This is a genomic window from Enterobacter bugandensis, from assembly GCF_900324475.1.
GTDB classification, from domain to species: Bacteria; Pseudomonadota; Gammaproteobacteria; order Enterobacterales; family Enterobacteriaceae; genus Enterobacter; species Enterobacter bugandensis.
Window position 1 is genome coordinate 734,332 of record NZ_LT992502.1, and the last position, 14,520, is coordinate 748,851.

General features: G+C 56.3%; 11 protein-coding genes and 1 pseudogene. 11 read left to right on the forward strand and 1 reads right to left on the reverse strand.

The genetic code is table 11. The annotated features are described in order from the left end of the window. The first annotated feature begins 87 nt into the window (after positions 1-87). Positions 88-1,263, forward strand: coding sequence for a Na+/H+ antiporter NhaA (gene nhaA / locus DG357_RS03595; protein ID WP_041911268.1), 1,176 nt, complete (start codon positions 88-90; stop codon positions 1,261-1,263). Between the two features lie 58 nt (positions 1,264-1,321). Then, a complete protein-coding gene (nhaR, locus tag DG357_RS03600; RefSeq protein ID WP_028015467.1) occupies positions 1,322-2,221 on the forward strand; it encodes a transcriptional activator NhaR in 900 nt (299 codons plus the stop codon). 57 nt (positions 2,222-2,278) lie between these two features. On the opposite strand, the gene rpsT is transcribed toward nhaR, so the two are convergent. Then, positions 2,279-2,542: a 30S ribosomal protein S20 gene (gene rpsT / locus DG357_RS03605; RefSeq protein WP_003856458.1), complete on the reverse strand. Its 264-nt coding sequence runs from the start codon at positions 2,540-2,542 to the stop codon at positions 2,279-2,281. Between the two features lie 101 nt (positions 2,543-2,643). Here rpsT and DG357_RS23085 point away from each other — a divergent pair. From DG357_RS23085 to carB, 9 genes and pseudogenes are all read left to right on the forward strand, one after another. After that, positions 2,644-2,862, forward strand: a pseudogene (locus DG357_RS23085) (DUF2575 domain-containing protein). Between the two features lie 7 nt (positions 2,863-2,869). Then, positions 2,870-3,796 (forward strand): bifunctional riboflavin kinase/FAD synthetase, encoded by a 927-nt coding sequence (ribF, locus tag DG357_RS03620; RefSeq protein ID WP_028015468.1) that lies wholly within the window; start codon positions 2,870-2,872, stop codon positions 3,794-3,796. Between the two features lie 45 nt (positions 3,797-3,841). Next, positions 3,842-6,658, forward strand: a complete 2,817-nt coding sequence (gene ileS / locus DG357_RS03625) for an isoleucine--tRNA ligase (RefSeq protein ID WP_088204587.1) — start codon at positions 3,842-3,844, stop codon at positions 6,656-6,658. Beyond that, complete coding sequence (lspA, locus tag DG357_RS03630; protein ID WP_028015470.1) at positions 6,658-7,158, forward strand: signal peptidase II; 501 nt, start codon at positions 6,658-6,660, stop codon at positions 7,156-7,158. Before ileS ends, lspA begins: the two co-directional genes overlap by 1 nt. Positions 7,159-7,215: 57 nt before the next feature. After that, on the forward strand, positions 7,216-7,665 hold the full coding sequence (fkpB, locus tag DG357_RS03635) for an FKBP-type peptidyl-prolyl cis-trans isomerase (protein ID WP_003856450.1): 450 nt from the start codon (positions 7,216-7,218) through the stop codon (positions 7,663-7,665). A 1-nt stretch (position 7,666) separates the two neighbouring features. Then, entirely contained in the window at positions 7,667-8,617 is a 951-nt protein-coding gene (gene ispH, locus DG357_RS03640; RefSeq protein ID WP_028015471.1) for a 4-hydroxy-3-methylbut-2-enyl diphosphate reductase, read from the forward strand. Positions 8,618-8,822: 205 nt separating this feature from the next. Beyond that, positions 8,823-9,644 (forward strand): 4-hydroxy-tetrahydrodipicolinate reductase, encoded by an 822-nt coding sequence (gene dapB / locus DG357_RS03645; RefSeq protein ID WP_088204586.1) that lies wholly within the window; start codon positions 8,823-8,825, stop codon positions 9,642-9,644. Positions 9,645-10,098: 454 nt separating this feature from the next. After that, a complete protein-coding gene (carA, locus tag DG357_RS03650; RefSeq protein WP_041911264.1) occupies positions 10,099-11,247 on the forward strand; it encodes a glutamine-hydrolyzing carbamoyl-phosphate synthase small subunit in 1,149 nt (382 codons plus the stop codon). Between the two features lie 18 nt (positions 11,248-11,265). Further along, positions 11,266-14,490, forward strand: coding sequence for a carbamoyl-phosphate synthase large subunit (carB, locus tag DG357_RS03655; protein WP_041911263.1), 3,225 nt, complete (start codon positions 11,266-11,268; stop codon positions 14,488-14,490). Positions 14,491-14,520 lie beyond the last annotated feature (30 nt).

Consider the following 14,520-nt stretch of genomic DNA (forward strand, 5'->3'; position numbering starts at 1 on the left):
TATACCCAATATTAATCTGTTTTTGCCGAGCTATTTGGCTTGGTATTATGGTTTTATCGAGGTATCGTTGTAAAAGAGAGAACAAAAATGAAATTACTACACCGTTTCTTTAGCAGTGAGGCGTCCGGTGGTGTGATCCTGATTATTGCCGCGGCCGCCGCGATGGTGCTGGCTAACCTGGGCATGACCCGCGATCTCTATCACGCATTTCTGGAAACGCCCGTCGAGCTGAAGGTCGGAGCGCTGGAAATTAACAAGAACATGCTGCTGTGGATCAACGATGCGCTAATGGCGGTGTTCTTCCTGCTCGTTGGTCTTGAGGTTAAGCGCGAGCTGGTGCTAGGTTCGCTAGCCAGCCGCCAGCGCGCGGCGTTCCCGGTTATTGCCGCGCTCGGTGGGATGGTCGTTCCAGCGCTGCTCTTCCTCGCATTTACCTGGCAGGATCCTGTCGCGCGTGACGGCTGGGCGATCCCGGCCGCAACGGATATCGCCTTTGCGCTCGGTGTCTTAGCTCTGCTCGGCAGCCGCGTGCCGGTTGCGCTGAAAATCTTCCTGATGGCGCTGGCGATCATTGATGACCTGGGTGCCATTGTGATTATCGCGCTGTTCTACACCAGCGATCTGTCGATCCTGTCCCTGAGCGTAGCCGCAGGGGCGATTGCGGTGTTGGCGGTGCTGAACATCTTCAACGTTCGCCGCATCGGTATCTATATCCTGGTGGGGATGGTGCTGTGGACAGCGGTGCTGAAATCCGGCGTGCACGCCACGCTGGCCGGCGTGATTGTGGGCTTCTTCGTGCCGCTTAAGCCGCAGGACGGTAAGTCACCCGCTAAACAGCTGGAACACGTGCTGCACCCGTGGGTCGCCTTTATGATCCTGCCGCTGTTTGCGTTTGCCAACGCGGGCGTTTCCCTGCAGGGGGTCACGCTGGACGGGCTGACGTCTGTCCTGCCGCTGGGCATTATTGCCGGGCTGTTTATCGGTAAGCCGCTGGGGATCAGCCTCTTCTGCTGGCTGGCGCTGAAGATGAAGCTGGCATCGTTGCCGAACGGTACAACCTTTAGTCAGATCATGGCCGTCGGCATACTGTGCGGTATTGGATTCACCATGTCGATCTTTATCTCGACGCTGGCGTTTGGTGCAAACGCGCCAGAGCTCATCGTCTGGGCGAAGCTCGGCATTCTCATCGGGTCATTACTGGCGGCAGTGATTGGGTATACTTTGTTGAAGGTGAAGTTGTCCGGACAGGCCGTCCAGGCATAACGGAACACCGGGAGAAGGTCACTCTTCTCCCGATACACACTCAGGGAGCGAAGACGCGATGCCTCATTTGAATTACAACCATCTTTACTACTTCTGGCACGTTTACAAACAGGGCTCGGTCGTGGGGGCTGCAGAGGCGCTTTACCTGACGCCGCAAACCATCACCGGGCAAATCAAAGCCCTTGAAGAACGGCTGCAGGGTAAGCTCTTCAAGCGCAAGGGCCGTGGGATTGAGCCCAGCGAACTGGGGGAACTGGTTTTCCGCTATGCGGACAAAATGTTCACCCTCAGCCAGGAGATGCTGGATATCGTCAACTACCGCAAAGAGTCGAACCTGCTCTTTGACGTGGGGGTGGCGGATGCACTGTCCAAACGGCTGGTAAGCGGCGTGCTGGATGCCGCCGTGGTAGAGGATGAACAAATCCATCTGCGCTGCTTTGAATCCACACACGAGATGCTGCTGGAGCAGCTGAGCCAGCACAAGCTGGACATGATTATCTCGGATTGCCCCATCGACTCCACGCAGCAGGAGGGGCTGTTCTCGGTGAAAATTGGCGAATGCGGCGTGAGCTTCTGGTGCATCAATCCACCGCCGGAGAAACCTTTCCCGGCCTGTCTGGAAGAGCGTCGCCTGCTGGTGCCGGGAAGGCGTTCCATGCTCGGACGCAAGCTGCTGAACTGGTTTAATTCGCAGGGGCTGAACGTGGAGATCCTCGGCGAGTTCGACGATGCGGCGCTGATGAAGGCCTTTGGCGAAGCGCATAATGCGATCTTCGTGGCGCCAACGCTCTACGCGCACGATCTCTATTCAGACGATAAGATTACGGAGATTGGCAGAGTAGATAACGTGATGGAGGAGTACCACGCCATATTCGCCGAAAGGATGATTCAACACCCGGCGGTGCAGCGAATCTGCAACCGTGACTACTCGGCGCTGTTTACGCCACCGGCATTCTGAAGACATAAAAAAACCCGCGTTAAGCGGGTTCTTTAAACAAGCAACAACAAGTAGCGATTAAGCCAGTTTGTTGATCTGCGCGGTCAGGTTTGCTTTATGACGCGCTGCTTTGTTTTTGTGGATCAGACCTTTAGCAGCCTGACGATCCACGATTGGTTGCATTTCGTTAAATGCGTTCTGCGCTGCAGCTTTGTCGCCAGCTTCGATTGCTGCGTATACTTTCTTGATGAAAGTACGCATCATAGAGCGACGGCTTGCGTTGTGCTTACGAGCCTTTTCAGACTGAACGGCACGTTTCTTAGCTGATTTGATATTAGCCAAGTCCAACTCCCAAATATGTTCTATGTGGACAATTCAAAGGCCGAGGAATATGCCCTCTTTGCCTTCTTTTGTCAATGGATTTGTGCAAATAAGCGCCGTTAATTAGCGACGCTACGTTACGTAGTGATGGCGCAGGATTCTACCAGCTTGTCTTTCGTGAATACAGCCTTTCGGCGTAAAAATCGCAGTTCACGGGCAGATTTTTTCGCTGTGAAAGGTCAGCCTGATGAAATCATTACGGCTTTCTGTTTTGCGCGAACAATCGCCGGTTAACCTTAACCGCTGTACAAGGTATACTTTGGCGATTTTCACTGTTTTGAGCCAGACATGAAGCTGATACGCGGCATACATAATCTCAGCAGAGCGCCACACGGGTGCGTGCTGACCATTGGTAATTTCGACGGCGTGCATCGTGGTCATCAGGCGCTGTTGCAGGGATTGCGTAAAGAAGGGGAGGCCCGTGGCCTGCCCGTTGTGGTGATGATTTTCGAGCCACAGCCGCTGGAGCTGTTCGCGGGCGATAAATCTCCCGCTCGGCTCACTCGCCTGCGCGAAAAGTTGCGCTACCTGGCGGAGTCCGGCGTGGACTACGTATTGTGTGTGCGTTTCGATCGCCGCTTTGCCGCACTGACAGCACAAAATTTTGTCAGCGACCTGCTGGTTAAGCGTCTTGGCGTTCAGTTTCTCGCCGTGGGGGATGATTTCCGCTTTGGCGCTGGTCGTCAGGGCGATTTCTTGCTATTACAGAAGGCTGGTCTGGAGTACGGTTTTGACGTCACCAGCGCGATGACCTTCTGTGAAGGCGGCGTGCGCGTCAGCAGCACGGCGGTGCGGCAGGCGCTGGCTAATGATGAACTGGAGACGGCAGAAAATTTGCTGGGCCATCCGTTCACCATCTCTGGCCGCGTGGTTCATGGCGATGCGCTGGGCCGCACGATTGGTTTCCCGACGGCGAATATACCGCTGCGTCGTCAGGTTTCCCCGGTTAAAGGGGTCTATGCGGTGGAAGTGGCAGGACTGGGCGATAAGTCGTTTTACGGCGTTGCCAACATTGGCACGCGTCCTACCGTTGCCGGTGTGCGTCAACAGCTAGAAGTGCACCTGCTGGACGTTGTAATGGACCTTTATGGTCGCCATATAGATGTAATACTGCGTAAAAAAATACGCAACGAGCAGCGATTTGCTTCGCTGGATGAACTTAAGGCGCAAATCGCGCGAGATGAATTAACGGCCCGCGAGTTTTTTGGGCTTTAGAACCGGCTTAACTGCCTACGTGATAAATACGGAACCGAGAATCTGATGAGTGACTATAAATCAACCCTGAATTTGCCGGAAACAGGGTTCCCGATGCGCGGCGATCTCGCCAAGCGTGAACCGGGAATGCTGGCGCGTTGGACCGATGATGACCTGTACGGCATCATTCGTGCAGCCAAAAAAGGCAAAAAAACCTTCATTCTGCATGATGGCCCTCCATATGCGAATGGCAGCATTCATATTGGTCACTCTGTAAACAAGATTCTGAAAGATATTATCGTGAAGTCCAAAGGACTCGCGGGATTTGACTCGCCTTACGTGCCGGGCTGGGACTGCCACGGTCTGCCGATCGAGCTGAAAGTGGAGCAAGAGTTTGGCAAGCCAGGTGAGAAGTTCACCGCTGCAGAGTTCCGCGCGAAGTGCCGCGAATACGCGGCCACCCAGGTTGAAGGCCAGCGCGCTGACTTTATCCGTCTGGGCGTGCTGGGCGACTGGTCGCACCCGTACCTGACCATGGACTTCAAAACTGAAGCCAACATCATCCGTGCGCTGGGTAAAATCATCGGTAACGGCCACCTGCACAAAGGCGCTAAGCCGGTGCACTGGTGCGTGGACTGCCGCTCTGCGCTGGCAGAAGCGGAAGTAGAGTATTACGACAAAACCTCTCCATCTATCGACGTGGCGTTCCATGCCGTCGATCAGGATGCGGTGAAAGCCAAATTTGGCGTGTCGTCCGTTAACGGCCCAATCTCTTTGGTTATCTGGACCACCACCCCGTGGACCCTGCCAGCTAACCGCGCGATCTCCCTGTCCGGTGAGTTCGAATACGCGCTGGTTCAGGTTGAAGGTCAGGCGCTTATCCTGGCGAAAGATCTGGTTGAAAGCGTGCTGAAACGCGCGAATATCACCGACTACACCGTGCTGGGCACCGTAAAAGGCGACGCGCTGGAGCTGATGCGCTTCAAACACCCGTTCCTGGACTTCGACGTTCCGGCGATCCTGGGCGACCACGTCACGCTGGACGCGGGTACCGGAGCGGTACATACCGCCGGTGGCCACGGTCCTGACGACTACAACATCAGCCTGAAATACGGCCTGGAAATTGCCAACCCGGTAGGCCCGGACGGTTCTTACCTGCCTGGCACCTACCCGGCGCTGGATGGTATCAACGTCTTCAAAGCCAACGACATCATCGTTGACATGCTGCGCACCAGCGGCGCGCTGCTGCACGTTGAGAAAATGCAGCACAGCTATCCGTGCTGCTGGCGCCACAAGACGCCGATCATCTTCCGTGCGACCCCGCAGTGGTTCGTCAGCATGGATCAGAAAGGCCTGCGCGAGCAGTCTCTGAAAGAGATCAAAGGCGTGCAGTGGATCCCGGACTGGGGTCAGGCGCGTATCGAATCCATGGTGGCTAACCGTCCTGACTGGTGTATCTCTCGTCAGCGTACCTGGGGCGTGCCAATGTCGCTGTTCGTGCATAAAGAGACGCATGAGCTGCACCCGAACACCCTGGAACTGATGGAAGAAGTGGCGAAGCGCGTCGAAGTTGACGGCATTCAGGCGTGGTGGGATCTCGACGCCCGTGACATCCTGGGCGCGGACGCGGACAACTATGAGAAAGTGCCAGACACCCTGGACGTGTGGTTCGACTCCGGGTCGACTCACGCCTCCGTAGTTGACGTGCGTCCGGAGTTTGCCGGTCACGCTGCCGACATGTATCTGGAAGGTTCCGACCAACACCGCGGCTGGTTCATGTCATCCCTGATGATCTCCACCGCGATGAAAGGTAAAGCGCCTTACCGTCAGGTACTGACCCACGGCTTCACCGTGGATGGTCAGGGCCGTAAGATGTCTAAATCTATCGGCAACACCGTTTCGCCGCAGGACGTGATGAACAAGCTGGGCGCGGACATCCTGCGTCTGTGGGTAGCCTCAACCGACTACACTGGCGAAATGGCAGTGTCTGACGAGATCCTGAAGCGTGCTGCCGACAGCTATCGTCGTATCCGTAACACCGCGCGCTTCCTGCTGGCGAACCTGAACGGGTTCGATCCAGTGAAAGACATGGTGAAACCGGAAGAGATGGTCGTGCTGGACCGCTGGGCGGTAGGGTGCGCGAAAGCGGCGCAGGAAGATATCCTGAAAGCCTATGAGTCTTACGACTTCCACGAAGTGGTGCAGCGCCTGATGCGCTTCTGCTCCATCGAGATGGGCTCGTTCTACCTCGACATCATCAAAGATCGCCAGTACACCGCGAAGGCGGACAGCGTGGCGCGCCGTAGCTGCCAGTCCGCGCTGTTCCACATCGCAGAAGCGCTGGTACGCTGGATGGCGCCGATCATGTCCTTCACCGCGGATGAAATCTGGGGCTATCTGCCGGGCGACCGTGAGAAGTATGTCTTCACCGGCGAGTGGTATGAAGGTCTGTTCGATCTCTCCAGCACCGAAGCAATGAACGATGCCTTCTGGGACGAGCTGCTGAAAGTGCGTGGCGAAGTGAACAAGGTTATCGAGCAGGCGCGTGCGGATAAGAAAGTTGGTGGCTCTCTGGAAGCGGCAGTGACCCTGTACGCCGAACCGGAGCTGGCGGCGAAGCTGACCGCGCTGGGCGATGAATTGCGATTTGTCCTGTTGACCTCTGGTGCAAAAGTTGCGGATTATGCCGAGGCTTCTGCTGATGCTCAGCAGAGCGAGTTGCTCAAAGGCCTGAAAGTCGCACTGAGCAAAGCCGAAGGTGAGAAGTGCCCGCGCTGCTGGCATTACACTACCGATATCGGCCAGGTGGCGGAACACGCAGACATCTGCGGACGCTGTGTAAGCAACGTCGCCGGTGACGGCGAAAAACGTAAGTTTGCCTGATGAGTAAAACTCTCTGTTCAACAGGACTGCGCTGGCTGTGGCTGGTTGTGGTGGTGCTGATTATCGATCTGGGCAGCAAGTTCCTGATCCTCCAGAATTTCGCTCTGGGGGAGACGGTTTCGCTGTTCCCGTCGCTTAACCTGCACTATGCGCGCAACTACGGCGCGGCGTTTAGCTTCCTTGCCGACAGCGGTGGCTGGCAGCGCTGGTTCTTCGCGGGTATCGCTCTCGGTATCTGCGTGGTACTGGCTGTGCTGATGTACCGCTCGAAGGCCACGCAAAAGCTGAATAACATCGCCTACGCGCTGATCATTGGCGGCGCGCTGGGCAACCTGTTTGACCGCCTGTGGCACGGCTTTGTGGTCGATATGATTGACTTCTACGTCGGCGACTGGCACTTCGCGACCTTTAACCTGGCCGACACCGCCATCTGCATCGGTGCGGCGTTAATCGTGCTGGAAGGCTTCTTGCCTAAACCCGCAGCGAAAGAGCAGGCGTAATTGTCAATGCCGGGTGATGCGCTGCGCCACCCGGCACAACATTAAAGAGCAATGTGTATGTCTAAATCCGTACAGAGCAACAGCGCGGTTCTCGTTCACTTCACGCTGAAGCTGGATGACGGCTCCACGGCTGAATCCACCCGCAATAACGGCAAACCTGCCCTGTTTCGTCTCGGCGATACCTCCCTGTCTGAAGGTCTTGAGCAGCAGCTCCTGGGCCTGAAAGAGGGTGAGAAAAAAGCGTTCTCGCTGGAGCCGGATGCCGCGTTTGGCGTGCCAAGCCCGGACCTGATTCAGTATTTCTCGCGCCGCGAGTTTATGGACGCGGGCGAACCGGAAATCGGGGCGATTATGCTCTTTACCGCTATGGACGGCAGCGAAATGCCTGGCGTGATCCGCGAGATTAACGGCGACTCTATTACCGTTGACTTCAACCATCCGCTTGCCGGGCGTACCGTTCATTTTGATGTTGAAGTGCTGGAGATCGATCCGGCACTGGAGGCCTGAAATGCAGATCCTGTTGGCTAACCCGCGCGGCTTCTGCGCCGGTGTAGACCGCGCTATCAGCATTGTTGAAAACGCGCTGGAGATTTACGGCGCGCCGATTTACGTGCGTCACGAAGTGGTGCATAACCGCTATGTGGTGGACAGCCTGCGCGAGCGCGGGGCGATTTTCATCGAGCAGATCAGCGAAGTGCCGGACGGCGCGATCCTGATCTTCTCCGCGCACGGCGTCTCTCAGGCGGTCCGTAACGAAGCGAAAAGCCGCGATCTGACCGTATTCGATGCCACCTGTCCATTAGTGACAAAAGTGCATATGGAAGTGGCGCGCGCCAGCCGTCGCGGTGAAGAGTCGATTCTGATTGGCCACGCCGGTCACCCGGAAGTTGAAGGCACCATGGGCCAGTACAGCAACCCGGAAGGGGGAATGTACCTGGTGGAGTCGCCGGAAGATGTCCTGACGCTGAACGTGAAAAACGAAGCGCGTCTGTCGTTTATGACCCAGACCACGCTCTCCGTAGACGACACCTCAGACGTGATTGACGCCCTGCGCCAGCGCTTCCCGAAAATCGTCGGGCCGCGTAAGGATGATATCTGCTACGCCACCACTAACCGTCAGGAAGCGGTGCGCGCGCTGGCTGAACAGGCGGACGTGGTGCTGGTTGTCGGCTCTAAAAACTCCTCTAACTCCAACCGTCTGGCCGAACTGGCGCAGCGTATGGGGAAAGCGGCGTTTTTAATCGACGACGCGACGGACATCCAGGAAGCGTGGGTGAAAAATGCGGCCTGCGTTGGCGTTACCGCAGGCGCTTCCGCGCCGGATATCCTGGTGCAGAACGTGATTGCTCGTCTGCAGGAGCTGGGCGGGGGCGAAGCGGTTCCGCTGGAAGGACGCGAAGAGAATATCGTCTTCGAAGTGCCGAAAGAGCTGCGTATCGACGCCCGCGAAGTTGAATAATTTCTTTTCTGATGAAAGGCCAGCACCTCCTGTGCTGGCCTTTTTTTTGCCCCGGACTTTATCGTGACGACAAAATCATGTCTTTTACTGATATCTGAGTCGGTTTCACGTTAAATTCTAATTATTGGTGTTTTCAGTTGGCAGCCTTTACGAAGGCTGGTTAATCTGAAAACGGTTTACATCATTTTAACGTAAGAGAATAACTATGCATGATGCACAGATCCGTGTCGCCATTGCGGGCGCGGGTGGACGTATGGGTCGCCAGCTGATTCAGGCGGCAATACAAATGGATGGCGTGGCACTCGGCGCGGCGCTGGAGCGTGAAGGTTCATCCCTGCTGGGATCCGATGCGGGTGAACTGGCCGGCGCGGGCAAGACAGGTGTTACCGTTCAGAGCAGCCTTGATGCGGTGAAAGATGACTTTGACGTGTTCATCGACTTTACCCGTCCCGAAGGCACCCTGTCTCACCTGGCGTTTTGCCGCCAGCACGGTAAAGGGATGGTGATTGGCACTACCGGCTTCGATGATGCGGGTAAACAGGCCATTCAGGATGCAGCTACCGACATTGCGATTGTCTTTGCCGCGAACTTTAGCGTAGGCGTTAACGTCATGCTGAAGCTGCTGGAAAAAGCGGCGAAGGTGATGGGCGACTACACCGACATTGAGATTATTGAAGCGCACCACCGCCATAAAGTTGATGCTCCATCAGGCACGGCGCTGGCGATGGGCGAAGCGATTGCTTATGCAATGGATAAAGATTTAAAAGACATCGCGGTCTATTCCCGTGAAGGGCATACCGGAGAACGCGTGCCGGGCACCATTGGTTTCGCAACCGTCCGGGCGGGCGATATCATCGGCGAACACACGGCGATGTTCGCCGATATTGGCGAACGTGTTGAGATTACGCACAAAGCGTCAAGCCGCATGACGTTCGCCAATGGCGCAGTACGCTCCGCATTGTGGCTGAAATCGAAAGAAAAGGGTCTTTTTGATATGCGAGATGTGCTGGATCTCAACAATTTGTAAGCTTTATTACCCATCGTGATGTGGTTATTGCAGTCGTAATGTATTGATTGCATAGGGCAATAATTTATTGCCCTCTTATTTTATTTGTTTTAAATGGATTTTGATTGTTAATGGTCATAAATCTGAGTTTTATGCCATTATTATGTGAATTGAATGTAAATTTTGACCATTTGGTCCACTTTTTGTCGCTCGCATCTCTTAAATTCCATAAAACCTACCGCGCAAGCGTTTTCCAGGATGATTTACCTGATCTTTTTGCCCATTAAATCCCATTCAAGCCGCCAGTCCTGCAAAAGAATAAACAAAATATCCGTTTTAAGTTGACTTTTACCCACCAAATCTCCAGAATGCCGCCGTTTGCCAAAAATCCGCTGGCAACACATTTGCATTGATCTATGACATAGTCATGAATTAATATGCAAATAAAGTGAGTGAATATTCTCTGGAGGGTGGTTTGATTAAGTCAGCGCTATTGGTTCTGGAAGACGGAACCCAGTTTATCGGTCGGGCCATAGGGGCAACGGGTTCGGCGGTTGGGGAAGTCGTTTTCAATACTTCAATGACCGGTTATCAAGAAATCCTCACTGATCCTTCCTATTCTCGCCAAATCGTTACTCTTACTTATCCTCATATCGGCAATGTCGGCACCAATGCGGCTGACGAAGAATCCTCTCAGGTACATGCGCAAGGCCTGGTCATTCGCGACCTGCCGCTGATTGCCAGCAACTTCCGCAACACTGAAGACCTCTCTTCTTACCTGAAGCGCCATAACATCGTGGCGATTGCCGATATCGATACCCGTAAGTTAACGCGTCTGCTGCGCGAGAAGGGTGCACAGAACGGCTGCATCATCGCGGGTGATAACCTCGATGCGACGCTGGCGCTGGAAAAAGCGAAAGCCTTCCCGGGCCTGAACGGTATGGACCTCGCGAAAGAAGTGACTACCGCCGAAGCCTACAGCTGGACGCAGGGGAGCTGGACGCTGGAAGGCGACCTGCCGGAAGCGAAAAAAGAGAACGAACTGCCGTTCCACGTGGTGGCCTATGATTTTGGTGCCAAGCGCAACATCCTGCGCATGCTGGTTGACCGCGGCTGCCGCCTGACGGTGGTACCGGCGAAAACCTCCGCTGAAGAGGTGCTTAAGATGAACCCGGACGGCATCTTCCTCTCTAACGGCCCAGGCGACCCGGCACCGTGCGATTACGCTATCGACGCCATCAAGTCCTTCCTGGAAACCGACATCCCGGTATTCGGCATCTGCCTCGGCCATCAGCTGCTGGCGCTGGCGAGCGGTGCGAACACCGTCAAGATGAAGTTCGGCCACCACGGTGGTAACCACCCGGTGAAAGACATTGATAACAATACGGTGATGATTACCGCGCAGAACCACGGTTTCGCCGTCGATGAAGCCTCTATGCCAGCTAACCTGCGCGTGACGCACAAATCACTGTTCGATGGCACCCTGCAGGGTATCCACCGTACCGATAAGCCAGCGTTCAGCTTCCAGGGCCACCCGGAAGCCAGCCCGGGCCCGCACGACGCCGCGCCGCTGTTCGATCACTTCATCGAACTTATCGAGCAATACCGTAAGACCGCTAAATAATCAGGAGCCGAGAAGACCATGCCAAAACGTACAGACATAAAAAGCATCCTGATCCTTGGCGCTGGACCGATCGTCATCGGCCAGGCCTGCGAATTCGACTACTCCGGCGCGCAGGCGTGTAAAGCGCTGCGCGAAGAGGGTTACCGCGTTATCCTGGTTAACTCTAACCCGGCGACCATCATGACTGACCCGGAAATGGCGGATGCCACCTACATCGAGCCGATTCACTGGGAAGTGGTGCGTAAAATCATCGAAAAAGAGCGCCCGGACGCGGTGCTGCCAACCATGGGCGGCCAGACGGCGCTGAACTGCGCGCTGGAGCTGGAGCGTCAGGGCGTGCTGGCAGAATTTGGCGTCACCATGATTGGTGCGACCGCCGACGCGATTGATAAAGCCGAAGACCGTCGCCGCTTTGACGTGGCGATGAAGAAAATCGGCCTCGACACCGCGCGTTCCGGTATTGCGCATAACATGGAAGAGGCGCTGGCCGTTGCGGCTGAAGTGGGCTATCCGTGCATCATCCGTCCATCGTTCACCATGGGCGGCACCGGTGGCGGTATCGCCTACAACCGCGAAGAGTTCGAAGAGATTTGCGAGCGCGGTCTGGATCTCTCCCCAACCAAAGAGCTGCTGATTGATGAATCGCTGATTGGCTGGAAAGAGTACGAGATGGAAGTGGTGCGTGATAAAAACGACAACTGCATCATCGTCTGCTCCATCGAAAACTTCGATGCGATGGGTATCCACACCGGCGACTCCATCACCGTTGCGCCAGCCCAGACGCTGACCGACAAAGAGTATCAAATCATGCGTAACGCCTCGATGGCGGTACTGCGTGAAATCGGCGTGGAAACCGGCGGCTCTAACGTGCAGTTCTCCGTTAACCCGAAAACCGGCCGTCTGATTGTTATCGAAATGAACCCGCGCGTGTCCCGCTCCTCCGCGCTGGCCTCCAAAGCCACCGGCTTCCCGATTGCGAAAGTGGCGGCGAAGCTGGCAGTGGGTTACACCCTCGACGAGCTGATGAACGACATCACCGGTGGCCGCACGCCTGCGTCCTTCGAGCCGTCCATCGACTACGTTGTGACTAAAATTCCTCGCTTTAACTTCGAGAAATTCGCGGGCGCGAACGACCGTCTGACGACCCAGATGAAATCTGTGGGTGAAGTGATGGCGATTGGCCGCACGCAGCAGGAATCCCTGCAAAAAGCGCTGCGCGGTCTGGAAGTGGGCGCCACCGGCTTTGACCCGAAAGTGAGCCTGGACGACCCGGAAGCGCTGACCAAAATCCGCCGCGAGCTGAAAGACGCGGGCGCAGAGCGTATCTGGTACATCGCCGATGCCTTCCGCGCGGGCCTGTCCGTCGACGGCGTATTTAACCTGACCAACATCGACCGCTGGTTCCTGGTGCAGATTGAAGAGCTGGTGCGTCTGGAAGAGAAAGTGGCGGAGCTGGGTATCAACGGCCTGGACGCAGACTTCCTGCGCATGCTGAAGCGTAAAGGCTTCGCAGATGCGCGTCTGGCTAAGCTGGCGGGCGTGCGCGAAGCGGAAATCCGCAAGCTGCGCGACCAGTATGACCTGCACCCGGTTTACAAGCGCGTGGACACCTGCGCGGCCGAGTTCTCGACCGATACCGCGTACATGTACTCCACCTATGAAGACGAGTGCGAAGCGAACCCGTCCGTCGACCGCGACAAGATTATGGTGCTGGGCGGCGGTCCAAACCGTATCGGCCAGGGCATCGAGTTCGACTACTGCTGCGTACACGCCTCGCTGGCGCTGCGCGAAGACGGGTACGAGACCATCATGGTCAACTGTAACCCGGAAACCGTTTCTACCGACTACGACACCTCTGACCGTCTCTACTTCGAGCCGGTTACCCTGGAAGACGTGCTGGAAATCGTGCGCATCGAGAAGCCAAAAGGCGTTATCGTGCAGTACGGCGGTCAGACCCCGCTGAAGCTGGCGCGCGCGCTGGAAGCGGCAGGCGTACCGGTTATCGGTACCAGCCCGGACGCGATTGACCGCGCGGAAGATCGTGAGCGTTTCCAGCAGGCGGTTGACCGTCTGAAGCTGAAGCAGCCGGCGAACGCCACGGTGACCGCCATTGAAATGGCCGTTGAGAAGGCGAAGGAGATTGGTTACCCGCTGGTGGTGCGTCCTTCCTACGTCCTGGGCGGCCGCGCGATGGAAATCGTCTACGACGAAGCCGACCTGCGTCGCTACTTCCAGACGGCGGTGAGCGTTTCCAACGATGCGCCAGTACTGCTTGACCGCTTCCTCGACGACGCGGTTGAGGTGGACGTTGACGCCATCTGCGACGGCGAAATGGTGCTGATTGGCGGCATCATGGAGCACATCGAGCAGGCGGGCGTGCACTCCGGCGACTCCGCCTGTTCTCTGCCGGCCTACACGCTGAGCCAGGAAATTCAGGACGTGATGCGCCAGCAGGTGCAGAAGCTGGCCTTTGAGTTGCAGGTTCGTGGCCTGATGAACGTTCAGTTCGCGGTGAAAGACAACGAAGTTTATCTGATTGAAGTCAACCCGCGTGCGGCGCGTACCGTACCGTTCGTCTCTAAAGCGACCGGTATTCCGCTGGCGAAAGTGGCGGCGCGCGTGATGGCTGGCCAGACGCTGGCTCAGCAGGGCGTGACAAAAGAGATCATCCCGCCGTATTACTCGGTGAAAGAGGTGGTGCTGCCGTTCAACAAATTCCCGGGCGTTGACCCGCTGTTAGGGCCAGAAATGCGTTCAACCGGGGAAGTGATGGGCGTGGGCCGCACCTTCGCAGAAGCGTTTGCCAAGGCGCAGCTGGGCAGCAGCTCAACCATGAGAAAATCGGGCCGTGCGCTGCTCTCCGTTCGCGAAGGCGATAAAGAGCGCGTGGTTGACCTGGCCGCCAAGCTGCTGAAACAGGGCTTCGAGCTGGACGCAACCCACGGTACGGCGATTGTGCTGGGTGAAGCCGGTATTAACCCGCGTCTGGTGAACAAGGTGCATGAAGGTCGTCCGCACATTCAGGATCGTATCAAGAATGGCGAATATACCTACATCATCAACACCACCGCAGGACGCCAGGCGATTGAAGACTCCAAGCTGATTCGCCGCAGCGCGCTGCAATACAAAGTGCACTACGACACCACCCTGAACGGCGGTTTCGCAACAGCGATGGCGCTGAATGCGGATGCCACCGAAAAGGTGATTTCGGTGCAGGAAATGCACGCGCAGATTAGCAAGTAACCCCCATTGCCCGGTACCGTTCGGTTACCG